This is a genomic window from Chlorogloeopsis fritschii PCC 6912, from assembly GCF_000317285.1.
Lineage (GTDB): Bacteria > Cyanobacteriota > Cyanobacteriia > Cyanobacteriales > Nostocaceae > Chlorogloeopsis > Chlorogloeopsis fritschii.
In genome coordinates this window covers 75,597-100,454 of sequence record NZ_AJLN01000098.1, presented here as the reverse complement: position 1 = coordinate 100,454, position 24,858 = coordinate 75,597, and the positions used below count along the sequence as shown (strand labels likewise).

The 24,858-nt window shown below is 41.2% G+C and carries 27 protein-coding genes and 1 pseudogene; 11 read left to right on the top strand and 17 right to left on the bottom strand.

The genetic code is table 11. The features are described 5' to 3' along the window. Positions 1-24 precede the first annotated feature (24 nt). Complete coding sequence (locus UYC_RS0119185; RefSeq protein ID WP_016875698.1) at positions 25-492, top strand: bifunctional alanine racemase/tRNA (adenosine(37)-N6)-threonylcarbamoyltransferase complex ATPase subunit type 1 TsaE; 468 nt, start codon at positions 25-27, stop codon at positions 490-492. A 657-nt stretch (positions 493-1,149) separates the two neighbouring features. Here the strand turns inward: UYC_RS0119185 and UYC_RS37155 are convergent. From UYC_RS37155 to UYC_RS0119170, 4 genes are all read right to left on the bottom strand, one after another. Further along, the gene (locus UYC_RS37155) at positions 1,150-1,296 is read right to left on the bottom strand and encodes a pentapeptide repeat-containing protein (protein ID WP_235082977.1); all 147 of its coding nucleotides are present in this window, start codon (positions 1,294-1,296) and stop codon (positions 1,150-1,152) included. 176 nt (positions 1,297-1,472) lie between these two features. Continuing rightward, on the bottom strand, positions 1,473-2,570 hold the full coding sequence (locus UYC_RS0119180) for an AI-2E family transporter (RefSeq protein WP_016875699.1): 1,098 nt from the start codon (positions 2,568-2,570) through the stop codon (positions 1,473-1,475). 11 nt (positions 2,571-2,581) lie between these two features. After that, positions 2,582-3,010, bottom strand: coding sequence for an NUDIX hydrolase (locus tag UYC_RS0119175; protein WP_016875700.1), 429 nt, complete (start codon positions 3,008-3,010; stop codon positions 2,582-2,584). Between the two features lie 187 nt (positions 3,011-3,197). Next, positions 3,198-3,614, bottom strand: coding sequence for a hypothetical protein (locus tag UYC_RS0119170; protein ID WP_235082978.1), 417 nt, complete (start codon positions 3,612-3,614; stop codon positions 3,198-3,200). 318 nt (positions 3,615-3,932) lie between these two features. On the opposite strand from UYC_RS0119170, the gene folD reads away from it, so the two are divergent. The 3 genes from folD to UYC_RS0119155 all read left to right on the top strand — a co-directional run bounded on the left by folD (position 3,933) and on the right by UYC_RS0119155 (position 6,494). Then, a complete protein-coding gene (gene folD, locus UYC_RS0119165) occupies positions 3,933-4,814 on the top strand; it encodes a bifunctional methylenetetrahydrofolate dehydrogenase/methenyltetrahydrofolate cyclohydrolase FolD (RefSeq protein ID WP_016875702.1) in 882 nt (293 codons plus the stop codon). A gap of 142 nt (positions 4,815-4,956) precedes the next feature. After that, positions 4,957-5,883 (top strand): geranylgeranyl diphosphate synthase CrtE, encoded by a 927-nt coding sequence (gene crtE, locus UYC_RS0119160; RefSeq protein ID WP_016875703.1) that lies wholly within the window; start codon positions 4,957-4,959, stop codon positions 5,881-5,883. Between the two features lie 152 nt (positions 5,884-6,035). Beyond that, complete coding sequence (locus UYC_RS0119155; protein WP_016875704.1) at positions 6,036-6,494, top strand: divergent PAP2 family protein; 459 nt, start codon at positions 6,036-6,038, stop codon at positions 6,492-6,494. A 32-nt stretch (positions 6,495-6,526) separates the two neighbouring features. Here UYC_RS0119155 and UYC_RS0119150 read toward each other — a convergent pair whose 3' ends face one another. The 4 genes from UYC_RS0119150 to UYC_RS0119135 form a co-directional block, all read right to left on the bottom strand. Then, positions 6,527-7,252 (bottom strand): hypothetical protein, encoded by a 726-nt coding sequence (locus UYC_RS0119150; RefSeq protein WP_016875705.1) that lies wholly within the window; start codon positions 7,250-7,252, stop codon positions 6,527-6,529. A gap of 221 nt (positions 7,253-7,473) precedes the next feature. Further along, a complete protein-coding gene (locus tag UYC_RS0119145; RefSeq protein ID WP_016875706.1) occupies positions 7,474-7,803 on the bottom strand; it encodes an MgPME-cyclase complex family protein in 330 nt (109 codons plus the stop codon). Positions 7,804-7,865: 62 nt separating this feature from the next. Beyond that, positions 7,866-8,585 (bottom strand): nuclear transport factor 2 family protein, encoded by a 720-nt coding sequence (locus tag UYC_RS0119140; RefSeq protein ID WP_016875707.1) that lies wholly within the window; start codon positions 8,583-8,585, stop codon positions 7,866-7,868. A gap of 160 nt (positions 8,586-8,745) precedes the next feature. Next, the gene (locus tag UYC_RS0119135) at positions 8,746-9,468 is read right to left on the bottom strand and encodes a pyridoxine 5'-phosphate synthase (RefSeq protein ID WP_016875708.1); all 723 of its coding nucleotides are present in this window, start codon (positions 9,466-9,468) and stop codon (positions 8,746-8,748) included. Between the two features lie 255 nt (positions 9,469-9,723). Here UYC_RS0119135 and UYC_RS0119130 point away from each other — a divergent pair, with 255 nt between their 5' ends. Beyond that, positions 9,724-9,984, top strand: coding sequence for a DUF4926 domain-containing protein (locus UYC_RS0119130; RefSeq protein WP_016875709.1), 261 nt, complete (start codon positions 9,724-9,726; stop codon positions 9,982-9,984). Positions 9,985-9,995: 11 nt separating this feature from the next. Here the strand turns inward: UYC_RS0119130 and UYC_RS0119125 are convergent, their stop codons facing one another. From UYC_RS0119125 to UYC_RS0119115, 4 genes and pseudogenes are all read right to left on the bottom strand, one after another. Beyond that, positions 9,996-10,421, bottom strand: a complete 426-nt coding sequence (locus tag UYC_RS0119125) for a tetratricopeptide repeat protein (protein ID WP_016875710.1) — start codon at positions 10,419-10,421, stop codon at positions 9,996-9,998. Between the two features lie 51 nt (positions 10,422-10,472). Continuing rightward, positions 10,473-10,544, bottom strand: a pseudogene (locus UYC_RS40365) (hypothetical protein); the annotation flags it as partial. Positions 10,545-10,782: 238 nt separating this feature from the next. Next, entirely contained in the window at positions 10,783-11,643 is an 861-nt protein-coding gene (locus UYC_RS0119120) for a 3'(2'),5'-bisphosphate nucleotidase CysQ family protein (RefSeq protein WP_016875711.1), read from the bottom strand. A gap of 16 nt (positions 11,644-11,659) precedes the next feature. Beyond that, the gene (locus UYC_RS0119115) at positions 11,660-12,565 is read right to left on the bottom strand and encodes a sugar kinase (protein WP_016875712.1); all 906 of its coding nucleotides are present in this window, start codon (positions 12,563-12,565) and stop codon (positions 11,660-11,662) included. Positions 12,566-12,713: 148 nt separating this feature from the next. On the opposite strand from UYC_RS0119115, the gene rsmI reads away from it, so the two are divergent. Further along, complete coding sequence (gene rsmI / locus UYC_RS0119110; protein ID WP_016875713.1) at positions 12,714-13,577, top strand: 16S rRNA (cytidine(1402)-2'-O)-methyltransferase; 864 nt, start codon at positions 12,714-12,716, stop codon at positions 13,575-13,577. 260 nt (positions 13,578-13,837) lie between these two features. Further along, positions 13,838-14,017, top strand: coding sequence for a 30S ribosomal protein S21 (gene rpsU / locus UYC_RS0119105; protein ID WP_009459242.1), 180 nt, complete (start codon positions 13,838-13,840; stop codon positions 14,015-14,017). 377 nt (positions 14,018-14,394) lie between these two features. Here the strand turns inward: rpsU and pth are convergent, their stop codons facing one another. From pth to psbH, 3 genes are all read right to left on the bottom strand, one after another. Continuing rightward, positions 14,395-15,060: an aminoacyl-tRNA hydrolase gene (gene pth, locus UYC_RS0119095; protein WP_016875715.1), complete on the bottom strand. Its 666-nt coding sequence runs from the start codon at positions 15,058-15,060 to the stop codon at positions 14,395-14,397. Between the two features lie 105 nt (positions 15,061-15,165). After that, positions 15,166-15,414 carry a TatA/E family twin arginine-targeting protein translocase gene (locus tag UYC_RS0119090; RefSeq protein ID WP_016875716.1) on the bottom strand — a complete coding sequence of 83 codons (249 nt, stop codon included), beginning with the start codon at positions 15,412-15,414 and terminating at the stop codon, positions 15,166-15,168. Positions 15,415-15,660: 246 nt separating this feature from the next. Beyond that, entirely contained in the window at positions 15,661-15,864 is a 204-nt protein-coding gene (psbH, locus tag UYC_RS0119085) for a photosystem II reaction center phosphoprotein PsbH (RefSeq protein WP_016875717.1), read from the bottom strand. An 86-nt stretch (positions 15,865-15,950) separates the two neighbouring features. Between psbH and psbN the strand changes: the two genes are divergently transcribed. The 3 genes from psbN to UYC_RS38970 all read left to right on the top strand — a co-directional run bounded on the left by psbN (position 15,951) and on the right by UYC_RS38970 (position 16,788). Further along, complete coding sequence (psbN, locus tag UYC_RS0119080; RefSeq protein ID WP_016875718.1) at positions 15,951-16,082, top strand: photosystem II reaction center protein PsbN; 132 nt, start codon at positions 15,951-15,953, stop codon at positions 16,080-16,082. Then, the gene (locus UYC_RS0119075; RefSeq protein ID WP_016875719.1) at positions 16,072-16,269 is read left to right on the top strand and encodes a hypothetical protein; all 198 of its coding nucleotides are present in this window, start codon (positions 16,072-16,074) and stop codon (positions 16,267-16,269) included. Before psbN ends, UYC_RS0119075 begins: the two co-directional genes overlap by 11 nt. 366 nt (positions 16,270-16,635) lie before the next feature. Then, the gene (locus tag UYC_RS38970; protein WP_026087525.1) at positions 16,636-16,788 is read left to right on the top strand and encodes a PsaJ asl3190; all 153 of its coding nucleotides are present in this window, start codon (positions 16,636-16,638) and stop codon (positions 16,786-16,788) included. Between the two features lie 126 nt (positions 16,789-16,914). Here the strand turns inward: UYC_RS38970 and UYC_RS0119065 are convergent, their stop codons facing one another. Continuing rightward, positions 16,915-20,175, bottom strand: coding sequence for an alpha-mannosidase (locus UYC_RS0119065; RefSeq protein WP_016875721.1), 3,261 nt, complete (start codon positions 20,173-20,175; stop codon positions 16,915-16,917). Positions 20,176-20,441: 266 nt separating this feature from the next. On the opposite strand from UYC_RS0119065, the gene UYC_RS0119060 reads away from it, so the two are divergent. Beyond that, the gene (locus tag UYC_RS0119060; protein ID WP_016875722.1) at positions 20,442-22,133 is read left to right on the top strand and encodes a hypothetical protein; all 1,692 of its coding nucleotides are present in this window, start codon (positions 20,442-20,444) and stop codon (positions 22,131-22,133) included. Here UYC_RS0119060 and UYC_RS0119055 read toward each other — a convergent pair. After that, positions 22,130-24,760 carry a DUF3769 domain-containing protein gene (locus UYC_RS0119055; protein WP_016875723.1) on the bottom strand — a complete coding sequence of 877 codons (2,631 nt, stop codon included), beginning with the start codon at positions 24,758-24,760 and terminating at the stop codon, positions 22,130-22,132. The two genes, UYC_RS0119060 and UYC_RS0119055, sit on opposite strands and share 4 nt — an antisense overlap. Between the last annotated feature and the right edge of the window lie 98 nt (positions 24,761-24,858).

Sequence of the window (24,858 nt, the reverse complement as noted above, 5' to 3'; positions counted from 1 at the left end):
AATGACTAATGACTAACTGAAATTATGAAAATTTTGCTGCCAAATACAGAGGCTACGCGATCGCTTGGTATCAGTCTAGGTCAATTACTCAATGCTGGTAGCGTCCTTTTACTCGAAGGTGATTTAGGTGCTGGCAAAACTACTCTGGTACAAGGTATTGGCGAAGGTTTAGGTATCACTGAACCAATAGTCAGTCCAACTTTCACACTCATTAACGAATACACCCAAGGACGCCTTCCCCTTTATCACCTAGATCTATATCGCTTAGAACCTGAAGAAGTTGCGGCATTAAACTTAGAAATCTACTGGGAAGGTGTGGAGGTATATCCTGGTATTGTGGCAATTGAATGGGCAGATAGAATGCCTTACAAACCACATACTTATATAAGTTTATGTTTGAAATATGGAGATGAAGGGACTCGTCAAGCCGAAATAAAACCACATAACTGTACCATTAGTAAAGAAATTTCGGCTCTCCAAGAACATTACTAATGTGGCTGATTATTAAATTTAATTTAAAATTAAATTTAAATATTTATATCGGCCACTACCACGTTCACCATAACAATTACATTCCATGGTTATTCCTCTTACCCAAATATTGTTGCCATTATTCCAAAAACAGATAATTCAGTATTCACATCTGCACAGTTCATGAATATCCATCTATGTTTTTAATTAATATTGCAGATGATTTGAGTATCAAGAAGCGAATCCAGTTATTCTCAAAAAGCGCAGTTATCAGAAGTGAGAACACGAATTTAAAAATTAGCATAATGTAACCAATGCTAGAGTTTTAGGCACTGTAATCATGGTCTTTGTGATTTTGTCAGTGAGTGTTCCCGTATTCATTCTCTACAAAGTTTGGGCAATAAATCCGGATTCTTAAACACTGAAATTTATGAATACAATTTAAATAGCAATCTCATCCCAATTCTCAAATATTTTGCTTAAAATTATTCTCAGCTTCACTGTATTACCGTATTTCTACTTCACTATATAACCGAGTTAAAGCAAGCTTGTATAAATTTGGAACTTTTGTCTAATTTGTTTGCATACTTAGTGTTCCTTAACTAAGTTCGCTGTTTACACATAAAAATAATTTTGATTTTGGTATCATTAAAAATCAAATTAAAAAAGAGTACAGAATTAAGAACAAAACATAGATACCCGACTTCTTAGAGAAGTCGGGGATCTTACAGACAAAAGAATTAAATAAAAATTTGATTCTGAAAATACACAATCTCGAAAAGTTGCTTGGGTAAAGTTGACCCCATGTAAGTTGAGCGATCGCAAATCGCAGTTACGAATGGTGAGACGAGAAAAGTCATACCCAGTTAAATCGGTTTCTAACTGTACTAGTAAATTCAGCAGATTGCCGCCACCATACCCAACTGGATCTACAACGTCATTTTATTTTTCATTTTGTAGGCGCGTAGCAGCTTCCGCAGGTATTCTGTATTCTTCTTCAATCAAAAAGTTTCTATTTTCTGACTTGTCACTACAGTCGATTCTGACTCTATCTCCTCCGCTTTCTCAAATTTTCCTTCACGCCATGTATCTGCAACACTTTTAATGAAACTTGCCAAAGGAATAGCAACTAATAGCCCCAACAACCCTCCTAATTTCGCTCCTAAAAGTAAGGAAATAACTACCCAAACGGGATTTAAACCAGTTAAATTACCGAGAATGCGAGGAGCGACAAAATTAGAATTAAATTGGTCAATTGCTACTGCGACAATTAAAACTTCTACTCCTAGCCAAAAGTTATTTAATGCTACTAAAGAGCTAACTATACCAATTCCTATTCCCGTACCAAAAGGAAATAAAGCAAAAAAACCTATTACTAATCCGAATAGTAAACCTAATGGAAGTTGCAGTGCTAAAAAAGCTAGTGTAATTCCTGTTGCCAATATAGTAGCTAAAGTTAATTGACCAAGAAAATAATTTTGAAAATCCTCACGTAGTGATTGACGGATGTATGTTCCGATGTGCGGCGGAAACCACAAAAATATGCCGTCCCAGATACTTTCTCCATTCAACACAAGGTAGAAAGTTAACACTACTGTCAACAAAATATTGACAAGACTGCCAATAGTATCTAAAGCAAAACTTAATATCTTGCCAGTAAAATTTTGAATTTGAGTTGATACTCGGTCGAGAATTTGAGGTAACAATCCACTCAAATGTACTGGTAATTGTTCTGTTGTTGCCCAGTTTTGAAAATTTTGTAGCTGTTGAGTACCAGAATCAATCCAAGCGGGTAAAATGTTAGCCAATTCGTTGATTTGCTGGATGATTAACGGCACCACAGTAATGCCTAAAGCTACTAATATAAATGCAGTTAGCAATAGGGCAACTGTAACAGCAACGTTGCGTTTTATTCCTTGCTTTTGAAAAAATCGAATTGGATAATCTAAAAGAAAAGCCAGCAATAAGGCAGCAACTAAAATGCTAACTAAGGGTTGAAAATACTTGATTACCTGAAGCAATACCCAGCCATTAAGGATGACAAGGGGAAATGCCAAGCCAAAGGTTAACCATCGCGGTAGTTTGTTTACTGTTTGCATGGCACTGAATTCTATGTATTCATGTTCTGCATAAAATCTAACAATATGCGCTGATGCACGGTTCCTATAGGTCTGACTTCTCCTGCTACAGTTGAATAACAGCTACCTTGGCTTATGTCTTCCGGTGTTAATAAGCCCATATCCCAACCTTCGCTAAGAACTAGTTGATCTAATTCCACCAAAAGCGGCGCATGAAAAACGTGACGAATCACTCTATCATCACCATAGCAGCCAAACTCATCAAATTTTTGTGGTAGCTCGTAATTAATTTCTTCTAAAATTTCTCGCCTGACTGCTATCTCTGGAGTTTCGCCAGCTTCGATGTGTCCGCCAAATAGCCCCCAGTATCCAGGATAAAGAATATTGGGAATATTATCCCGCAGTTGCATGAGAAACTTATTTTCTTGGTAGAGAATTGCGATCGCTACGTGAGCAGCCATATTTACTACTTTTAGAGAGCAATGTTCTTTATTTTGCACATCTTTCAGCTTTTTTCCCACATCCGGATTGTGTTATGGCATTTCTTTAGATTGGGCGATCGTCTTTGAGAATAAGTATAAAGTCACACTAATACCTGTCTTGGCGCTGCTTTTCTCTATATAAATTGCACTTTTAATGTTTTAGTTTTTACTTTTCTTCTAAAAAAACTTCTCCAAAGTCTTTGCCAGCTATAGGTATAGGCTGATATTTAATTTTGCCCTTGATTACCGCGTACTCTCCTTCTTGCAAAGCAGTTTGATTGGTAATCGCCCATATTTTGCCTGTGGAGTCGTTAATTAAATACGCCTGTCGCTTCAGCAGAGGAACTCGCCTTTCTACTTTGCCTTGAATGTATGCTGTTGTGCCAATCATGGGTTCTGATTGTAGTTCCCGAATCGGAGTTACATTGGCTCCTAGTGCATTCACTTTGGAAAAACTAAACTGACTGCAACCCACTAATCCTGTAAAAAGGACACACATCAAACCCAAACGGGATACCGTATTAATGAGGAATTTTTTTTTCACTTGTAGCATAAAAGATACCTTTTCCGGAAATTGTGGCATCAGTAGTTGGTTAGTCGCAACTTTAATTGAGTAAATGCCTATCAACAGGATGTTGTGCGGTGCGAGAAATACACTCTCACCTGAAGCAACCAATCTGAGAAGATAAAGATAGAGATCTGATCTGATTTGTGAGAGATTGCGTTTTGGTCGTTGTTTGTTGTTGGTTAATGTTTTGTACAGCAAATAAACATCAACCAAAAGCGATCAATGAAACCCTAACTAAAAATCTCACACTTCTTTGAGGAGTCTATGTTTGGATGAGTGCTGCTACGGCATCAGACAGCAACGTCAAAGTAAGAGCGTACTTCTAATCACAGAATGGAAACAAAAACTGCCAAATTGCTCGATGGTAAAGCTTTAGCTGCAAAAATTCAGCAAGAACTTGCTGCTGAGATTACCCAATTACAGCCTCAAATAGGACGCCCGCCTGGTTTAGCAGTACTAATGGTTGGCGATAACCCCGCCTCAGCTGCATATGTACGCGGCAAAGAACGAGCTTGCGCAAAAGTTGGTATTGCCTCCTTTGGTAAGCATTTTCCTACAGAAACTACTCAAGCTGAACTTGAGGAAGCTATTCATACTCTAAACCAGGATGAGCGGGTAGATGGTATTTTAGTGCAGTTACCCCTACCAAACCATCTGGATGCTGTTTCTCTATTACATCAAATTCACCCCGACAAAGATGCTGACGGACTGCACCCGGTAAACATGGGAAAACTAATGCGGGGAGAGCCTGGTTTACGCAGTTGTACTCCAGCAGGAGTAATGCGCCTGTTGCAAGAGTATGAAATTCCCTTGCGAGGGAAACAAGCAACAGTAGTAGGACGCAGTATTTTGGTGGGTAAACCACTGGCGTTAATGTTATTGGAAGCTGATGCTACGGTGACAGTTGCTCATTCGCGATCGCAAGATTTAGCTGCCATTACCAAAAATGCTGATATTCTAATTGCAGCAGTAGGTCGTCCAGAATTGATTTCAGCACAGATGGTGAAACCTGGCGCTGTTGTGGTAGATGTGGGGATAAATCGCATTACTGATGTTGGTGGCAACAGTCGCCTAGTCGGAGATGTCAATTTTGACTCAGTTGCTGGTGTGGCAGAATTTATCACCCCGGTTCCTGGTGGTGTCGGCCCTATGACCGTTGCCATGTTATTGCAAAATACTTTTTCTACTTATTTAAGGGTGACAAAAAAAGTTTAAATTAGAGATTTTCAATTACCAGTTGCACTCTTCAAACCAAAAACTATGGTTAGTTAAGAGTAAAGCCTAAATTCTAAATCTCAAATTACCGCAGGCCCTTAAAATTGTTACGTGAATAACATACAACATAAGGAAATTAGGAATGGTAGCAGCGGATAATCTGAAACCGACTCCAAAACAAGCAACTTTTGATCTCATTACCTATTTGAAAGAACGACAACAGCTTTGTGAAGAAGCTCTGGAGCAGACGATTCCCGTGCGTTATCCAGAAAAAATTTATGAAGCGATGCGCTACTCACTCTTAGCCGGAGGTAAGCGCCTGCGTCCCATTCTTTGCCTTGCTACTTGTGAAATGACAGGTGGTACGATCGAAATGGCAATGCCAACAGCATGTGCCTTGGAGATGATCCACACGATGTCGTTAATTCACGACGATCTACCAGCAATGGATAATGATGATTACCGTCGTGGAAAGCTGACAAACCACAAGGTTTATGGAGAAGATGTGGCCATTTTAGCTGGTGATGGCTTGTTGGCTTACGCTTTTGAGTATATTGCTGCTCATACCAAAAATGTGCCTCCCGAACGAGTGTTGCAGGTAGTTGCTCATTTGGGGCGTGCTGTAGGCGCTGCTGGATTAGTCGGCGGTCAAGTAGTAGATTTAGAATCGGAAGGAAAGTCAGATACTTCTTTAGAAACGCTAAACTTTATTCACAATCACAAAACAGGAGCGCTCCTAAAAGCTTGTATTGTTTGTGGTGGTGTACTAGCAGGAGCATCTGAAAAAGATTTACAACGCTTATCTAACTATGCTCAAAATATTGGTTTAGCATTTCAGATTATTGATGACGTTCTGGATATTACTGCTACCCAAGAACAATTAGGTAAAACCGCAGGCAAAGACCAACAAGCCAAAAAAGTGACTTATCCTAGTCTTTGGGGAATTGAAGAATCTCGAAGACAAGCCCAAAAACTGATTGAGGCAGCTTGTGCGGAATTAGAACCCTTTGGAAAGGCGGCAGAACCTTTAGTGGCACTGGCTCACTTTATTACCAGTCGCAATCATTAGGTTAATTTTGGACTTTCTGGGCATTCACGTGCCAAAAGAAGTCACAAGATGCAACAAATCGAAACTTGGGGAGGTTTCCCCATGCAAAGTAGCGCGATTTTCCTCACACATAAAACCGCGGCTCATAATTTTTTTAAGCTGACTAAAATATCATGCAGGACATCGGCGACATTTTAGAGAACCAGGTGCTGGTGGTTGCTCTGGTAGCTTGTTTAATTGCTCAAACTTTAAAGCTCGTAATCGAGCTGATTAAGAATCGAAAACTGAACGTGCGTGCTTTGGTGACAACCGGAGGTATGCCTAGTGCTCACTCGGCTCTGGTTACATCTCTGGCAGCTGGCGTAGGGCAAACTCGTGGTTGGGCATCCGCAGAATTTGCAGTTGCTACGGTTTTTGCCATTATCGTCATGTACGATGCCGCTGGAGTTCGCCAAGCTGCTGGAAAACAAGCCCGGATTCTCAATCAAATGATTGATGAACTATTTGATGAACACCCAGAATTTACAGGCGATCGCCTCAAGGAATTACTGGGGCATACTCCTTTTCAGGTGATAGCTGGATCGGCATTGGGTATTACGATCTCTTGGCTAGCTCGCTATGCCTATAATTAAATTTCAATACCAACTTGAAATCCGCTATAACTTTAAAATTGTGAATTAGGTAAATTTACTATCGGTCGCAGTAGCATGACTTTGCTACTGTCAACAATGACAGCAAAAAAACCACGTTCCGATAGCTTTTGTAATGTACTATATGCGTCTTTTTGATTAGTCGTGTAAGTTGCTAACAAGTAGGGGCGTTGTCCGTAGGAAACAAAACCAACATCACCGCCTACGATTTGCTTAACTTGATTTGCTACCTCTGGACGATTGAAATAATCCACTAAGACTGCAAAACCATTTTTTAGACGTTGGGGTTGATAGGCTGCTGTCTGATTAGGCTGATTAAGCTGATTAAGCTGATTGATTTGAGGTGTCTGAGTTGTTGGTTGAGTTGCTAAACGCTCTCCCGGTCGAGTGGTAATAATGGCAGATAATCCGACAATACTGTTGATATATCTTGCCCAACGATTAGCATCATCTATTTTAGTAAAACCGCCGATGCGCGTGACTGTATCGGTAAGATATCTACAGGTTGTAGTTTTAATTTCATTTGGTATGGCACGGCGCAATTGATTTTGATTATCCGCTGTTGGACTGATAACCAACAATAGATACTCGCCAGGATTTGGAGGTTGGCAAACGGGAAGATTTTGTTGCTGGGCCAAGGTAGTATTTATGCCTGTCAATAACCAAGCGATCGCTAATCCTAAACTACTTCCAATCGCCTTTGGTAAATTCTGAGCTTTCCCTAACACAGTTTTATACATATACCACCGTATTATCTTCAGGATTTGACTATAAATATATATAATTTATTTCTCAGATTTCTAGGTGGCTGAAGGAATATTGCACAGTTATAAAAATTCTCCAAAATCCTTGCATCATTTGTACTCATTTTAAAGAGAAAGGATGTTAGAGAGCGGGAGGCGGGGTAGTAGAAAATGGTATAAAATTTTTTCCTAGCTTCCCCTACTCTCCTTACTCTTGATTAGGATACAGTAGCTAAGGATGCCAAAGCATTGGGAATAGTTTCAGAAGGAGCCTGAAATTCTCCTGTCAGAACGTACTCCAAGCGGAGTTTTAACCAAGTAATAAATTGGGGATTGGTAGAAATAATTGCTGCTGCTGGTTGGGGGCACTTTGCTTTTAACGCTGCCATCTCAGGCGCTTCTAAGAATGCTGGTTGCTTAACTACCCAAAAATCAATTTCTTTTTCTTGTTCATGGTAGTGGCGGGTACGTTCCCGCAGCACTTCCTCCATCGGTTCTTCTTCTAGTAAAAAGCGTTGAGAAGCCAAAACGTAATAGTATGTTTGCATTTTCGTTCGTTGCTAAATGATTAACATTGGGACACAGTAAAATTTACGGTGTCCTTGTTGAATTATCTCAGCTTCAATCCCTTGAACCACGAGCCAAAAGGACAACCAGTTGCTTGCTGTTCATTAGTAGTTTGTTTCCCACCACTTGTCAGCTTTGCTAAAAACAAGCTGTTGTCGAAGTAATGTTCGACAGAAAGAATTTTCAAATCCTCGGTAAGGTGGGCAACACTCATGCCGACTATTTCCACTGTTTCTCCTGTAGGTGCATAGTCTTTGTAGTATCCGCTAAAAGTTCCCCAATGTCGCCACTTAAAGGTAACTTTTGGTGGCGCAGAGTAAACTTCCAACACTTCCCACAAGAATCCTTTGGGAAATGCTGTGCGGAAGAGTTTGCCCGAAGATTCAAAGGTTTCTTGGGAAGCCTGATAATCTTCTGTATCGCCGATAAATAAATTGTAAGTCCCAGAGGCGGACACTTCTTTCGCTGTATAGGCTTGTCCGCCATTACTACTCATGCGAAACTTGTCATTGACAATCGACAACCATTGATCTGGGCTGGTTTTAAAAGAAGCCTCCATCTCAAAAGTTCTGACTAAGTTTTGCGCGATCGCTTCTAGAGAACCTTCAAGGTGTTTGCATTTACTTTCTTGTGCCAAACCCGCTTTTGATTCGGTGTAATCTGGGGGAGTACCGTGACGCCAAGTAGCATCAGTGCTTTGGGCAATAACTGTATCCCGATCCTGTACCCAAAGTGGAAGGTTTTTAGATGGTGTTGCGCTCATAGAATTATTGGCAAGAAATTTAATTTGCTGTATAAGCAAATACCAACATCTTTCTAGATTTCGCAGATAATTTCCCCTCTAGGCTTATCAGCTATCAGTTATCAGTTATCAATAGAAAGACAAATATACTGATTACTGATTACTGTTCACTGTTCACTGTTCACTGATGCCCGCGCATGGCGAGTTTCATTTCTCGAACAGCCCTTTCCATCCCGACTAATGCTGCCCGACTAACGATGGTATGACCAATATTAAGTTCTTCCATACCAGGAAGACAAGCCACAGGATAGACGTTCCAGTAGGTTAATCCGTGCCCGGCGTTAACTCTTAATCCGGCTTTAATTGCTTGCTCGCACCCGGCTGCCAACACATCTAATTCCTGCTTACGACTTGTTTCGTCTTTAGCCTCAGCATATCGTCCGGTGTGCAGTTCAATAAATTTTGCTTTTACCGTTTGAGATGCTTCAATTTGTGCTGGTTCTGCATCGATAAATAAACTCACTGGAATGCCAGCGCCTTGTAATTTATCAACAACCTCTCCGATTCTAGCAATTTGACCGACGATATCCAGTCCGCCTTCTGTGGTTACTTCTTCCCGCCGTTCAGGAACTAAAGTTACATAATCGGGTTTGAGAACGAGGGCGATCGCTACCATTTCATCTGTGGCAGCCATTTCTAAATTCAGGTGGGTTCTGACTGTTTGTCGTAATAGCCGCACGTCTCGTTCTTGAATATGTCGTCTATCTTCGCGTAGATGGGCGGTGATCCCGTCTGCACCGCCTAATTCTGCCAGTACTGCTGCTGCTACGGGATCTGGTTCCACTGTCCGTCGTGCTTGTCGGATGGTGGCAATATGATCGATATTTACACCTAGTGTAGGCAACCCTAGTTTCTCCCTATCCACTGTCCACAGGAGTTGATTGTAACGGAAATATAGGTAGCAAGGTGAGTGAGATAGCAGCGATCGCTTGATAAAATCTCTTTGATTACTGCATTTCTCAACTGATATGATATCTTGCACCATTCTCAAGAAGAGCCAGAGGCTCTAGTTCTCGTTACCAGGTTGAACCTGGTAACGAGGGTTTCGAGGCTTCGCTTCTAGGCTGACGGGACTGGTGCAAGGTGTGAATCAAATTAAATGACAAAACTTAAACTTTTAGATACTGTCGCTACCCTAAACCCTGTTCCCATTGAGCGATTAACATTATTGGAAACAGATAAAGCTGGTATTGAAAGTCTGCCAAGAGGACAAGTGGGAACGATTGTAGAAGTGTACGAGGAAGGAGAAGATTGTCATTATTTAGTTGAATTTGCTGACACTCAAGGATGCGAATATGCAATGGCTACCTTAAAAGCAGATGAACTTTTGGCTTTGCATTATGATTTGGCAGTTGCCTAATTTCAATATGACTACTGCTGAAGCTTTTTAATTCTGTCTAATGATTTTTGGTAGTTCTTTGTGTCTCTTTGTTTCTGATAAAGTTCAGCAGCTTTTTGATAATCGGTGATCGCTTTTTGCTTGCCTCTAAGAATAGAGTGAGTAAGCCCCCTGTTGAAGTAAGCATCGGCATAGTTAGGATTTATATAGATAGCCTGGTTATAATCCTTAATTGCTTCTTCATAGTTTCTAAGTCGACGGCGAGTATTCCCCCGATTGTAATAAGCTGTGGCAGACTTGGGGTTAATTTCAATAGATTTGTTGTAGTCAGCAATTGCCCGCTCGTAGTTACCTTGCCCATGATAGCCATTTCCTCTATTAACATACGCACTTGAGTATTTGGAATTAATTTTAATAGCTTGATTGCAATCAGAAATTGCTAGGTTGTAGTTATTCAATTTATTGTAAGCAATGCATCGATTATCAAAAGCATCAACATCATTTGGATTGAAGCGAATATAGTGGCTAAAATCCTCAATTGCTTTTTTGTAATCTTCTATTTCATTACGGGCATTCCCTCGTTGGTAGTAGGCGAGTGTAAAGTTGGGATCGAGTTGAAGTTAGATCGGGTTCTTTAAGAGCAATTGTCAATTTAACGTTAGATTTAGAAGCCATTTTGTACCTTTAATGATTATCAAACAGTTAATAGTAATTATGCTGACGCATTCGCACTGTTGAAATCACGAGTTACTTAGAACAATCCGTAAAGATCCGATTTTCTTTACAAAACTTTAATAATTACTAGGTAAATGAGATATTCTAGAATTTGTTTTTTTCCCACTCTTTTAAAATTCTCTGTGCATCCTGACAAAGTATTTCATGAAACTGCCCGTTACTAGCTAATAAACCGCCCCATTGACTGATATCTCCTGTGTTGTAATGCAATGGCGTCAGGTCAAAATGGGTGAATTTACCGCCAGCTTCTGTCAAAATTAATTCAGGTGCAGCCATATCCCAATCTTTAGGAGCAGATTTACCAGAAAGGGAAATATAAATATCTGCTTGTTGTTCGACAATTGTGGCAATTTTACAACCAACACTGCCAACAGATTTTTGATTTTGACAGGGTAAATTTTGCAGTAAATAATTTAATCTTTCGTTGCGATGGCTGCGACTAACGACTAGAGTTAATTCTTCGATGCGATCGCGTGGCGACACTTTTAAAGCAGTACTTTTACCATCAGAAGTTTCTACAAATGCACCGCCACCTTTTGTTGCGTAGTACAATTTTTCTGCTTCCGGAACTGCTACTGTTGCTAACACTGGACGATGATTTTTTACCAAAGCAATATGAATGGCATACTCCCCAGTTTTTTCGATAAAATCTCGCGTTCCATCTAATGGATCGATGATCCATGTCCATGCCGAATTCAGTTGCTTGCTTTGTGCTTCTTTGTAAGTTTCTTCGCTAATATAAACGAAATTTTCATTACCTAAAGCTGCTTGGAGCTTTTCTAAAATGTAATGGTTGACAGCTAAGTCAGCAACGGTAACAGGATCGCTATCTTTATACTGTACTTCTAAAGAATTGTAATTCTTGTGATAATAAGACCGCAGGATACCTGCCGCTTCCCAACTGATGGAACGAGCTAATAAAAGTATTTCTTGTAAATCTTGCATTTATTTTGCCCTGTATTTAAGATTCCATCCAGCGGCGCGTGCCAAAAAATTGACAGGAGAAAGTGGCTATTTTCGCTGCTGATGCTAAGGCATCGATAAAATTTTCCCGTAAGATGTAATGACAAAAAGCACCGTGGAATATATCTCCAGCCCCCAGTGTATCAGCAGCCTGAGTTTTTGGAACATCTATAATGCCATTTGTACCCCCCTCCAACTCCCGCTCGCAGGGGAAGAGATGTGTGAGATACTGAATTGGTTTTTCGCCGTGGGTAATGGCGATATGAGGAATGCCAAGTTGACTGAGATAGGCAAATACCTCTTCCTGTGTATGGCAGTGGGGAGGATAGAAATTAGCAGAACAAATTGCGTAATCTGCCAAGGGCAAGACTTTTTCAAATCCAGGTTTCCAGCTACCACCATCAATGACTATTGGGATATTTTTAGCTTTTGCCCTTTGAGCAATTTCGATGCCAACTGCCATTTGATGCCCATCGATCAGCACGATATCCATATTTTGTAAAATTTCTGGCGGAATAGCTTGGCGATCGGCTTGAGTTTTGACAGCGTTGATGGAAACCACAGCTCGTTCACCGCTGGCTTGGGTAACAATGATAGAAGAAACAGGTGGTGGGTTGTTCGTTGTAGGATTGAGATCGTTTATTGCTACTTGATATTTTTGCAAGTCGCCGCGAATTAATTGCGTTAATGGATGAGAACCAACTATACCTAACAAGGCAGAGACATTGTGAGTTGTGTCTGTGCTACCTAAATGGCTAAAAGCGATCGCTGCATTTGTAGCCGGGCCTCCTGCTGCGACAATATAGTCTGTGGCAACTATTTTCTGATTGTTCTTGGGAGGAGATTGGGCAAGGTAAATTAGATCCAAAGTTACTAAACCAACAAATAAGCCATGATTAGTCATTGGTCATTAGTCATTAGTCATTGGTAAAACGCACCTATTAACCACTATGTACTGGCGGGTTTTGTTGATAATCTTACCGTTCAAACTGATAATTTATCTTCTAAACCTACCTTTACTAACTAACTACTAACAAATTAAAATTTCCTTCATGCAAACTGATCCCAAACCAAGAACACTTTACGTTGTCGGCACACCAATTGGCAATCTGGAAGATATGACTTTCCGGGGAGTGCGAATTTTGCAAGCCGTGGATCTAATTGCAGCGGAAGACACACGCCACACAGGGAAATTACTACAGCATTTTCAAATTAAAACTCCCCAGGTAAGTTATCACGAGCACAATCGTAACAGCCGCATCCCAGAATTATTGAAGCAGTTGGATGAAGGTAAGGCGATCGCTGTTGTGACTGATGCGGGAATGCCGGGAATTTCCGATCCTGGCTACGAATTAGTCAAAGCTTGTATTGATGCAGGAATTACAGTAGTACCGATTCCTAGTGCTAGTGCAGCAATTACAGCGCTCAGTGCAGCTGGGCTACCAACCGATCGGTTTGTATTTGAAGGATTTCTGCCTGCGAAAGCCCAAGCACGACGAGAACACTTAGAATCGTTGATCACCGAATCTCGCACTCTCATTTTTTACGAGTCTCCCCATCGCTTGCGAGAAACATTACAAGATTTAGCCGATATTTTCGGCGGCGATCGCCAAATTGTACTGGCACGAGAACTAACTAAATTGTATGAGGAATTTTGGCGGGGAACGCTTGAGCAAGCAGTTGTTTTTTGTCGCGATCGCGAGCCTCAAGGTGAATACACTTTAGTAGTAGCGGGAAAGCCACCAACTCAACAGCAATTTTCAGAAGCAGAATTAAGAGTTGAGCTAACAAAACTCATCACTCAAGGAATGTCGCGATCGCAAGCTAGTCGAGAGTTGGCAAAATTCACTTCTCTTCCGCGCCGCCAACTTTACCAACTTGCTCTTGCTATCAATACATTGGAGCCACCAAGCTGAAGATAGAAGGAAAGCCAGCATAGATAAAAAGTAATTATCTCAACGAGGATGCTGTATAAAATAGTTCTTTTATAAAATTTAATTTTGCAGCTTTAGTGATAAAAGTTTTGAGCAAAGAGGAGTTAAACCCTTACCCCTTCAACCTTTAATCTAGCGATCGCATGACTTTAAGTCATAAGTATCTCACACGGGTTTCATCAAGGTGAAGGCGGCATTACAATGAGAGATATTGATAATGAGGAAATGAGGACGAAGCCAGAATGACCCAGGTGGTATTAGGAGAAAATGAAGGAATAGAGTCGGCACTGCGTCGCTTTAAGCGCCAGGTTTCCAAAGCTGGGATATTAGCTGATGTTAAGTATCATCGGCACTTTGAAACACCATTAGAAAAGCGTAAGCGCAAAGCAGTGGCTGCCAGACGCAAGCGGCGTTTTAAATAAACCTATTTGGTAATGACGTTGTTTGACAACATCAAATTAAACTAGCCAAAGCGCCTCTGTTATCATTTTTACAAAAAATTGGCAAGAGGATGCTCACCCCTTATGGGGTGTGAAGAATTTGCTGGAAAATTTCAATTCTGGTTGGATGGGACAAGCTCAATAGCTGCCCATCAACCTCAAAATAGGGAAATCACAAAAGCTACTGCGATTTATACGGCTACATTTGTGGCAACTAGAAGGCGAAAGGAAAAAGTTTATTCTATATAGTTGCTGGCGATAAGTATTTTACATTTGATTCTGTCCACCTACTTAGTAACCTTAAACAAAGGTTCGCTGGGGCTAGAAAGTTAACATCAAGTCTAAGAAAACTTATAAAATTACATAGCTTTAGTTGCAGAACTTTCGGTTTCCGAACGAGTGAGAGTGCGACTGTTACAACGGTTCATTGCTTTTTCTACACCTTGTTTCAGGCATAATTCTACGCACTCTACGACAAACTGCAATACCTCAGATACAAACTGAGTTTCAGAGGCAGAAAATTTTCCCAAAACATGGGATACGGCACCATTTTCTACGTCAGCAGCAACACCTTTTGGTTTACCAATCCCAATCCGCAAACGGGGAAAATTTTGCGTACTCAGGTGCGCGATCGCGCTTTTCATACCGTTGTGCCCACCAGCAGAACCAGACAAGCGCAGTCTAGTTTTTCCTAGCGGCAAATCCATATCGTCATAAATTACTAATACCGATTCAGGCGGCAATTTATACCAATTTGTGACAGCTTGTATTGCCTGCCCGGAGCGATTCATATAAGTCAATGGTTTCAGCAAGCGGATTTTTTCTCCATTTGGTGCGATACCTTCTCCATATTCACCCTGAAACTTACGATTTTCTGCTAGTGAAATTTTCCAAGCAAGTGATAGAGCATCTATAGCAGCGAAACCGATATTGTGACGTGTATGGTGGTACTTAGGCTCTGGATTCCCCAAACCGACAATCAGCTGAGGAATCACTAAAGCTGTTTTGGCAGTAGCTTCTGTCATCTGAAGTATGAAGTATGAAGTATGAATTATGAATTATGAGTTATGAATTATGAAGTAATCAAGTCATATCTTAACTTCAGCATAGCTGCCTTCTGCCTTCTATCTTCAAGCTTCTTCCTTGCGAGTAGCCTCTAATTGCTTGGGTTCTAGTTCAGCAGTAGTCTTCACAGCTTCTTCGATTTGAGCTGCTTCTTTTTGGAACTCGTTTTGAAACTCCTTAGAAGCTTCTTGAAAACCGCGAATTGCTTTTCCCATGCTACGACCTATTTCTGGCAACTTTTTGGGGCCGAAGATTAACAGTGCCACAACCATAATTAAAGCCATTTCCGGCAGACCGATACCAAATACATTCATTTTTTCTATCCTGTTAACTAAAAAAATGCTTTATGAACCCACAAATTTAGTTTAGACAAAGATAGTGGTCATTTGTCATTTGTTAGTGGATAGTGGTTAGTGGTTATTTATTTACTATTCCTCTGCTCCCCTGCCCCCTGCTTTGTTATCCCCGTGTCTTCTTCTGTAAGCATTTGAGAAAATAAAAAAACCCGGTCGAGCCGGGTGGAGGAGCTTTTTATGCAAGCTTTTAAGCTTTTATATTTGTTATCGCCCCAAACTCCGCCAATCTACATTAACGTCTTGGATCGCTATTGACCTGTTATAGAGTTGCAGAATAATCAGCAAAAACACAAAAAATAGCCCCATAAAGACAGCCATCAGGGGGGTAGTACCCCAACCTGGAGCAACTTTACCGTATTCAGAGTTAAGTGGTCTGAGGATATCTCCCAACCGCGTCCGTTGTGCCATATTTCACCTTAAGATTACTTGCCAAAGCATTTTTTAATCTTCTGTAATATTCTATAAGAATAGCACTCATAATCTATCTATAAATTATGGAACCCGCAACAGTTCTTAGCATTTCTGTTGGCGCAATTGTGATTGTCATCACGGCGCTGTCTATTTACACTGCTTTTGGCCCTCCTGCCAAAGAGTTGAGTGACCCATTTGAGGATCATGAAGATTAAGCAAGCTAGCTTGCAAAGCTTCTATCGTCAATTCACCTTAAGCAACCCCACCTACAGGCTGTCTAGGTGGGGTGATGATTTGGACTGGAGCGATCGCCCATCCCATTTTGAATTTGAGATGTTGGATGCTGAATTGGAATCACCTTCTGTGTCCTTATTGCTGTATCTGGAATTTTTTGCTACATAACCAATTGTGGCTAAGGAATATTATCTAATTAAAAATCAGCAAATATAGAATTTGAAGATATTGCTGGCGGATGATTTTTTATAATTATTTTTTTATATACAAGTCAAATTAGTTCAAGTTGTGTTTAAGATAACAAAGCTAATTTAATTCAATTTTTTATTTTTATTCCTTTAGTCAGAAGGATATCCAATTATTAGTAATTAATCTAATGAATGTACTCTAAAGTGAACTCCTAATATTGGAAGTTAAATTTGCAGTACCAAATAGAAAGATTTTTGGATGATTTACATAACACAGAGCCAATTAAGTCTCTGTATCATCACAAAAATAATTCAGTGTAATTCATACAAACTTTTGAGAGATAAGATGGTTCAGAAACCAACAGAGCAACAAGGCTATTTTCTTAGATACCTTTCCCTCGCGCCTGTACTTGCCGTGCTTGCGGTAGTAATTGCCTTTTCGACTTGGGCTATATTTAATTTTGTTTTCCCAGATTTACTATTTCATCCAATGCCATAAAAATGACATGGCAATGGGGTAAAAGTGTTATCTCAAAATCAATAACCTATCCTTCATTAATAAACTAATTATTTAGATGAAGGATGGGTAATTTAATTAAGTGAGAAGAGAGCTAATAACCAGTAATCAAGAATTTGCAGAATCACTAACTTTAAGTTTAAAACTAGCAATTTTCCAGGGATTAACAGTATTCTTTTGGGCAATCTTTTTAGAGTTGGATGTAGACGAAGAACACTCCAATAAATCTACTGAATCTTCTAAACTTAATCCCAAATTATTCTGCAAGAATAACTCGGCTGTTTCCCCATGACATTCATAACAACGAAGAATTAATTGCTCTGGATCATCTTCCGCTTGTTTCAACGCCATTAAAACTAAATTTTCGGCGGATAAATCTAGGAAACTCACTCTAGCTCCAAGGAACTTTTCCGCTGGCGAAGAAGATTCAAAGCGAGAGTTCTGTGGATTTACCATTACTTGCAAAGGAATATTGAATTCATAGCCACGTCGTACTGTCTGGGCTGATTTCCAGTTACCAGCGTGAGGATATAAAGCATAAGTAAATTCATGTAATCCTCGGTCTGCCTGTGAATCTGGCCAGTTGGGACTGCGTAATAAGGTTAGTCGTAATTGATTGGGTTGACTGTCATAACCGTATTTACAATCATTGAGCAAACTAACGCCATAAACACTCCCCTCATGGTTCGCACTCAAATCTGCCCAACGCAAAGCAGGTACTTCCCATTTTGCTTGTTCTACTGCTGTTTGGGGTTTAGTCGGGCGGCTAATCGCCCCACAGGGAATCTCATAGGTGGCAAAATCCGCCTCAAGATTTAGAGGAAAAGCTGCCTTAACTAATACCTGACGTTCTTGCCAGTCAACTTTTGTGGCAATTTTTAGGATCGGTGAGGCTGCTTGCAGGATGTAATCACAGCAAAACTCTGAGTTGCCAAATTGCTGCACCACACGCAGACGGCTTTGCACTGACCCGTTTTCTAACCACTGAATAGATTTGAGGTGAGTTGGTGGTAGGGGATGTTGGGCATAATTAGGATCAATATTCCACGCATCCCAATATTGACCGCTATCTTGAAAAGCTTGTAATTGATTTCCACCTGCTTGGTTGAGAACTTCCTTATTATTAACCTTGTCAAAAATGCTAGATAAATTACCAGTTTCCTCGTGAATTATTACCCGCAAAAATTCATTTTCTAGAGTCAAATTTTTTGATGAAAATTGTTGTTGCTTTTGCAAACCTAAATTGGTATCTTCATAATAAGCCTTATTATGGCCTTTTTTAGTCTGAGACCTACACAGCCAAAATAAACGATAGCCTACAGGTGGAATATCACTTGCCAAAAATAATAGTGTTGCTGCACTCAACTGAGAAACAACTTCTTGCCCAGCAGCATCGTATATACGCCATTCTTGGTCTGGTGTAGCGTCTGAAGGTAAAGAAACAGAAACAACTTCACACCGTTGCCAATTTAAGGAATTGAACACTATCACAGGCAGACAATTAGATAGCGGTGGATCTGGGAAGCGAATTTGAGATGCGATCGCGCTCAAAGAACCCTGCAATATCTCAGTGCCAACCTTTTCTATATCCTGCCACTCTGGTAAAGCATCTTCGTAAACTTCAGTAATCGACGAGCCAGGCAGAATATCGTGAAATTGGTTAAATAATAGCTTCTTCCATGCCGCTTCCAGTTCCGCTTTGGGATAAATTGCCCCACAGCTAATCTTTGCGATCGCAGCAAACAGTTCCGCCTGGAAAAGCAAACTTTCACAGCGACGATTCCAGCGTTTTTGATCCGCGTGGGTAGTATAGCAACCGCGATGAAATTCAAGATAGAGTTCATCATCCCACCTTGGGAGATCAGAGGATGAGGTGATGTTTAATTCTTGAGTATTATTTTTTGACTGTAATTGCTTTAAATATTTCTCAACCGTCGTGAATTCTAGCCCTGGGAAAAAAGAAGATTTCTGCCAACGACGTGCAACTTCTAACATATCACGGGTGGGGCCGCCGCCATGGTCGCCAACACCAGGAAGCCAAAGCGAGTCAGCAAAACCAGTTTGATTTTGCCATTCAATCGCGTATTCAGCCATTTTTACAGGCTCAATACCTTCACCAATCGATGCAGACATAAAACTGAAGATTTCACTGCCATCCGGAGCACGCCACCAAAAAGCACCATAAGGAAACTTAGTCGTATCATTCCAACGCAGCTTTTGAGTGACAAAATACTTAATTCCTGCCTGTTGTAAAAACTGCGGTAGCGTTGCACAAAAACCAAAACTATCTGGAACCCACTCCACAGCCGAAAGCTTGCCAAACTTTTCCAGCACATAGCGTTGCCCGTACAACAACTGCCGAACAATCGACTCCCCAGCAATCAAATTCAAATCAGGCTCTACCCAAAAACCACCAACAACTTCCCAACATCCATCTGCCACCTTTGCTTGAATTCTTTTAAACAAATCCGGACGATTTTTCTCAACCCAAGCATACAAAGCCGGAGTCGAATGGCAGAAAATTAACTCCGAAAAATCTTGCTGAAGCTTGAGAACCGACTCAAAAGTATTTTGTGCCGCCCTCCAAGTTTCACTCACACGCCAAAGCCAAGCCATATCCAAATGAGCATGACCCACCAGATAGATTTTAGAATCTAGACTTGGGATTTTAAATTTACTTAAACTCTCTCGCAAAGAAAATAACTCTTTCTCTAACTCTCCTTTCTCCTCCTCCGTGTTCTCTGCGCCTCTGCGGTTCATTATCCCTTCCACCACCGCCACCAAATCATCCAACTTCCCAGGCGCAAAACTCTCCAAATAACGCTGCATCACAGCCAACTCATCAGCAACAAAACCAGGATCAAGACGACTCTCATCAGTTGATTCATAAACCAAAAGCGATCGCACCAAAGCCCCATCGCAATGCCCTGGACTTACCAAACGCAAAGCCACAAAAAATTCTTCTCCTGGTGTCACTGCCGAAGAGAGTAATACCCGTGGTGAAAAATCAAACAAATCTCCCTCGGCTGCCAAAACTCCATTCACATAAACTTCGACAGCATTTGCCCACCAAACTAACGCCAATCGCAAAGACAAACCCCCAAGTAAATAACCTTGTATATCTTGGGGAATCACAAACTTTTGAGCTAACCACAAAACTTCTTGCCCGGCAGCCCAAGCGATATGTCCCTTAGCATTTAGCTCGACAGGTGTCCAACCAGACAAAGAGGTTGAAGTTACCTCAGCAATAGTCAAATCACCTGCAAAATAACGCCAATTTAGGAGTATATTCTCTTGACAAAAAGAGCGTAATTTCTCAACTTCTGCCAAGATTAATTTCGTACTGGATTGCGACACGGGAAAGACCATATTTCCGCTATGATGGGGACACTACAAAGCTATGTTGGCATCAAAAAACGTATTTTTCGTGATAATTGTTAGTGGATAGTCATTAGTCATTGGTCATTAGTTATTGGTAAAACTTAACCACTAACTACTGTACGGGCGGGTTTAGAAGATAAATTGTCGATTGCAGCCGAAAAATAATCAAAAAACCCGCCCCTACTAACAAACACAATCACATTGTTTGGTGGGAATCAAATAATTCACAAACATCTCAACAAAAATTCACTACCATGCCTCCTGCTTCTTCTGGACGTTATCAAAGCAGACTTTTTAACTTTGTCCACCAACAATCTCGACGCTGGGGCGAAGGATTGGGACGTACCTTCCGCCATCTGCAAGTTGCTGCCACTTTGTCCCTAGAGGCACTGATGTATCCCTTCTTCCAGCTAATTCAAAAAGCTGTTGAATCATCTGGCAAACAACTCGATGGCAGACAGGAACAAAGCAAACCACAATTAGAAGCACATTATACCGATTCCCAACCCGAAACTCCCCCGGTAGCCGATACTCCTATTTTGCAAGTGCTGCAGGTAGTAGAGCATCTGCAATTAGAGAACAAGGGGACAAAAAGACGCGGGGAAAGAGGACAAGGGGAGGACAGTAGTGTGCCGAGGTTCCCCTTGTTGAGCAAACTGTCCGTTGACACGGGGACAAGGGGACACGAAGAATTCTGCTCCCCTGCTTCCACTCCCCCCCTCTCCCATTCTCCCACTCTCTCTCATATTCAGGGAATTGCCTCACAGTTATCTAATCGCCAATTGGTACTTGTTACCCATGAAAATGAAATTTTGGATCTTTTGACGCCCAAACAGCAGCAAATTTTGGAAGAGCGAATCATTACAGAAATTGCTAATTACTGGCGTCGCTGGCGCTTAATAGAAGCAAAAAAAGAAACAAATATTTTAAGTGAAATTAATTATTTAATACATAAATTAAGTTCTAGTAAAAATGATAAGATTCCTGCTTTGCTACCCTCTGGTGTTAAAGAAGATAATATTGAGTATCCATATCTTCTGAATCCGGAGCGATCGCTTAAATTATTAGACGCGACTGTTGCCAAGTTGGAATCAAATGCTTTAATGCCAATTTCTCGCGCTAGTTCTGAGCTACTCCAAGTTATCCAAACTCAACTACATATATTTGTTTACGGACAAGAGCAGCTCCCTGTGAGAAGACAAACAACGGTTGCTGCCGATGATTTACAAAATCAAACACCAAAAATTCAAGCTTTAATTTGGGCGGCACTAAATTTCTTTTTTGGAGAACGTAAGGATAAAAAACTAGAATCAAACACCTCACAAAGCCAAGCTTCAGCAGCTTTGCCAATGACTCCTGGGATGAAACCACCAAGGTTAAAGTTTTCCCAACGTTTTTATCCTCAAAATTTGCCTCCAAGTTCTCAGATACCCAATAGTTACTTAACAGATCCTTGGTTAAGCGAGGATGATTTATTTGGTGAAATTCCAGCAGCTAGCCAACCTGTAAATAATCAGTTAATCGGAATTTCGCCAAACAATAATGCTGTTGTTCTCCCCAGCCAGAAGGCACATTACCATTTAAAAAAGCTGATTTATCGTTTTAAAGCGATCGCATTGCCACAACGAAAATCAAAAGCCTCTAAAAAATTAGCACAATATAAAAAATCAGTTCTTGAGTTTACTGCCGCTCACAAAACATCTGCAAAAGTTGCCTCTACAACACAAACTGCATCCGCGACTTTTGAGCTAGTAAAAGATAGCGCTCCCACTACTCAAGTCGAGGCAAAGCCTGACTGGATTGAAATCAAAGCCAAGTTAATTGGGTATGAAAAGCATCCACTAGAACTGATTCTAGAATGGTTGGATCGAGCTATGCTCTGGATAGAAAAGTTATTTATTAATATTTTTTACTTTTTGCAAGGGTTTTTCAGAATTAAGAATTAATCCCGTTGCTCTACCCCACCAACTACTGGCTTAACTCCCGTAAATGGATCTGTGCCACCAGTCCAGTTAAAATCACTAATTCGGAAGCTAATACCACCTAATTCTAAAACTGGATTGTAACGTAAGGTGATTCCATAGGTACGGCGGCTATATTCCAATATATAGTCGGTGCTACGGCTTTCTCCCGTGTCTAAGTTAACAGATGTTTGAAAACCAAGGCGAAATGGCCCGTAGATTTGCTGTGTGATTCCAACATTCAAGATTTTAGTATCTACGACGCGGTCGAATAAAAACGGAGATTCCCCGCTGTTAAGACCTTGGGAGTAACTGACATTAAAAGCGGTATAGTCAAAAAAGGAACGCGAAAAATGTCCTAATTGCCCTTCTAAACCAATAGTGCCAAACAAAGAGTTTTGATTATCGCCGCTAGTGTAAAAACTAGTAGTACCAGTCACCCCAGCAAATGCCCGCAGGTAGGGAACAACTGGGTTTGGCGTGTATCGTAAACCTTCTGTGGCAGTAGGTGCTAATGGTTTGCCTTGCCATAGCAAAATACCTCCATTCAAAGCGGCGCTAGCTTGAGCACGTCCAAGTGAAATGCGATCGTTGTCTCGAATTGTTTCTAGCAAGTCTTGGCGATCGGTTCTGGCATTAATATATTGAGCGCCTCCCTGATAGCTAAAATTGATACCATTACCTAAAGGAATGACAGGAGAGGTGATCACGCCCCCCAGACTACTCTGAACGGTTTGAAAACCAAGGGTACCGTTGTAGAGGCGATCGCGGTAACTGTATTCCAATGCCAAAGTGTGGGGGTTTGTAATGTCGCCTAGTAGTTGACGCAATCGCAAACTTGCGCGCAGGTTGTCTTCTACTTGAGTTAAGTCAAAACTATTTAACCGCCCGCTACCCTCAACTGTTGTCCGCGGACTTAAAGTGGCATTGAGGCTTGTTCTTGCACCAAATAATCCTGGTATGTTGCTAACACCTTCTTCTACAACCTTTTGAACAAGAAATTGAGGCGTGAAACTCCAGCTCACCTGCTCTGTACTGATGGGTTGGAAACTGCGCTCTACAAATAAACCACCTCTATCCTCGCCATCATAGCCAATAGAAGCTAATCCTGGGGTAACTTCGCGCTCCCTGCGATCGAGCACTTGCTCATCTCTGGGAATGGGTACACTCAACCCTTGATCGAATACTAAACGCTGTCTCTGTGTTTTGATGCGATCGCGTAGAGGAGTCTCCCGCGTCAAGGTGACTTTATCCGCCCTTAGCACTAATTCTGGAGGCGAAAAAGGATCGTTGGTGATTTGAACATCCCTAGCTTGCCAACCACGCGGATAAAAATCAATGTGTGCGGCTTCAAAGCGTAGTCGCCTAACTTGTCCTCCCTGTTGCTGCCCAACTAAATTTCTAGCGCGAGATCCAGTGCCGACACCGATATCAATTCCCCCCGCACTTCCCGCCGTCAGCGGTTGATTTTGTCTGATGCGATCGCTAATTGGACGGGCTGGTACTCCACTCGGTGTGATATTTGTAGGCAAGAAGGTAAAATCCTGTCCAACTGTGGGTATAAAAATTTCACCACTGCCTGCTGTTAGTTCTCCACTATCTTGAATAAAGTTATAAGTAAAACGCTCTCCCCGCAATACTTGATCGCCTCTTGTTAGTGCCACATTTCCTTCACCGACGGCGATCAAATTATCTAAATTCACTTGCAGGCGATCGGCATCTACCACCGCTCCATCAAAACGTACAACTACATTACCTTCTGCTGTTACTACCCGTCGCTGTTCATCGTATTCTTGCCGATCTGCTACTACTTCAACTACTCTTCTATCTTGTGGAGGTGCGGTAGGTGGTTGAGTTTGTTGTTCGGGTGTGGTGTTTGGTGCTGTGGGCGCAGGCTGCGGAGGCTGTTGTGGAATATTAGGATCGGGCGTTGGGAATTGACTGGTAATACTGCGAGATTTAAATACGATCGTCGAGGGCTGTGGTGATTCGTTTGTTTTGCTATGGCTGTTAAATTGGATTTTAATTGGTTGTTGTGTCAGTTGAAAAGTTTCTGAATTTTGAGAATTTTTAGTAGCTGTATCACCCTGTTGAGTTGGGAGTAAATTTTCAGCCGTTTGTTGCGAGTCTGTTAGAGATAATTGATCTGTTCTCTGTTCCCTTTTATTTGACTGAGAGACTTCTGCTGATCGCTGCACCGGATAACCAATAGACAATGGCTCACCTAGAATGACTCTATTGTCGTTTGATTGTGCAAATTGGATTGAGCGATCGCCAATAGATAACGGCTCACCCAATGCCGCTGCATTTTTAGCAACATTTAGGGATGAATTTTCAGACGGGAGGATTTCCTGCTGAGTGGGTGCAGATAATGTCTTGGCAGTTAAAGCCTCATCCTCACCGAGTTGTGGAAGATTGCCCGTATTGCTAGCAGTTTCCTTTTGTGGTGATTGCCGTTGCTCCTGGGAATTCTCTTTGTGTATAAATGTTTTGCTGTCAGCATCGGTGGTTAATTTAAACTGGCGATCGCTAACAGTTATGGCTAGTAGATTTGTAGATTGTGAAGATTCGAGAATGAGGGGCGGGACTGGCGGCAGAAATGGATGAAGCATATTTCAGCATAGTCGAGCAAACAAATAGCCAAATTAAGAGCCGGAAGGACTAATTAAAAACTTTGCCTTCCGACTTTTGCCTTTCTAACTTTAAGCAA

Bases quoted from the DNA above. Each gene is read 5' to 3' on its own strand.
- UYC_RS0119065 (WP_016875721.1), bottom strand. From the start codon at position 20,175: ATGGTCTTTCCCGTGTCGCAATCCAGTACGAAATTAATCTTGGCAGAA.
- UYC_RS0119075 (WP_016875719.1), top strand. From the start codon at position 16,072: ATGAAGATTAAGCAAGCTAGCTTGCAAAGCTTCTATCGTCAATTCACC.
- UYC_RS0119180 (WP_016875699.1), bottom strand. From the start codon at position 2,570: ATGCAAACAGTAAACAAACTACCGCGATGGTTAACCTTTGGCTTGGCA.
- UYC_RS0119170 (WP_235082978.1), bottom strand. From the start codon at position 3,614: ATGCCACAATTTCCGGAAAAGGTATCTTTTATGCTACAAGTGAAAAAA.
- UYC_RS0119145 (WP_016875706.1), bottom strand. From the start codon at position 7,803: ATGCAAACATACTATTACGTTTTGGCTTCTCAACGCTTTTTACTAGAA.
- psbN (WP_016875718.1), top strand. From the start codon at position 15,951: ATGGAACCCGCAACAGTTCTTAGCATTTCTGTTGGCGCAATTGTGATT.
- rpsU (WP_009459242.1), top strand. From the start codon at position 13,838: ATGACCCAGGTGGTATTAGGAGAAAATGAAGGAATAGAGTCGGCACTG.
- UYC_RS0119150 (WP_016875705.1), bottom strand. From the start codon at position 7,252: ATGTATAAAACTGTGTTAGGGAAAGCTCAGAATTTACCAAAGGCGATT.
- pth (WP_016875715.1), bottom strand. From the start codon at position 15,060: ATGACAGAAGCTACTGCCAAAACAGCTTTAGTGATTCCTCAGCTGATT.
- UYC_RS0119140 (WP_016875707.1), bottom strand. From the start codon at position 8,585: ATGAGCGCAACACCATCTAAAAACCTTCCACTTTGGGTACAGGATCGG.
- UYC_RS0119120 (WP_016875711.1), bottom strand. From the start codon at position 11,643: ATGCAAGATTTACAAGAAATACTTTTATTAGCTCGTTCCATCAGTTGG.
- crtE (WP_016875703.1), top strand. From the start codon at position 4,957: ATGGTAGCAGCGGATAATCTGAAACCGACTCCAAAACAAGCAACTTTT.
- UYC_RS0119060 (WP_016875722.1), top strand. From the start codon at position 20,442: ATGCCTCCTGCTTCTTCTGGACGTTATCAAAGCAGACTTTTTAACTTT.
- psbH (WP_016875717.1), bottom strand. From the start codon at position 15,864: ATGGCACAACGGACGCGGTTGGGAGATATCCTCAGACCACTTAACTCT.
- folD (WP_016875702.1), top strand. From the start codon at position 3,933: ATGGAAACAAAAACTGCCAAATTGCTCGATGGTAAAGCTTTAGCTGCA.
- UYC_RS0119175 (WP_016875700.1), bottom strand. From the start codon at position 3,010: ATGGCTGCTCACGTAGCGATCGCAATTCTCTACCAAGAAAATAAGTTT.
- UYC_RS0119115 (WP_016875712.1), bottom strand. From the start codon at position 12,565: ATGACTAATCATGGCTTATTTGTTGGTTTAGTAACTTTGGATCTAATT.
- UYC_RS0119090 (WP_016875716.1), bottom strand. From the start codon at position 15,414: ATGAATGTATTTGGTATCGGTCTGCCGGAAATGGCTTTAATTATGGTT.
- UYC_RS0119185 (WP_016875698.1), top strand. From the start codon at position 25: ATGAAAATTTTGCTGCCAAATACAGAGGCTACGCGATCGCTTGGTATC.
- UYC_RS38970 (WP_026087525.1), top strand. From the start codon at position 16,636: ATGGTTCAGAAACCAACAGAGCAACAAGGCTATTTTCTTAGATACCTT.
- UYC_RS0119130 (WP_016875709.1), top strand. From the start codon at position 9,724: ATGACAAAACTTAAACTTTTAGATACTGTCGCTACCCTAAACCCTGTT.
- UYC_RS0119155 (WP_016875704.1), top strand. From the start codon at position 6,036: ATGCAGGACATCGGCGACATTTTAGAGAACCAGGTGCTGGTGGTTGCT.
- UYC_RS0119055 (WP_016875723.1), bottom strand. From the start codon at position 24,760: ATGCTTCATCCATTTCTGCCGCCAGTCCCGCCCCTCATTCTCGAATCT.
- rsmI (WP_016875713.1), top strand. From the start codon at position 12,714: ATGCAAACTGATCCCAAACCAAGAACACTTTACGTTGTCGGCACACCA.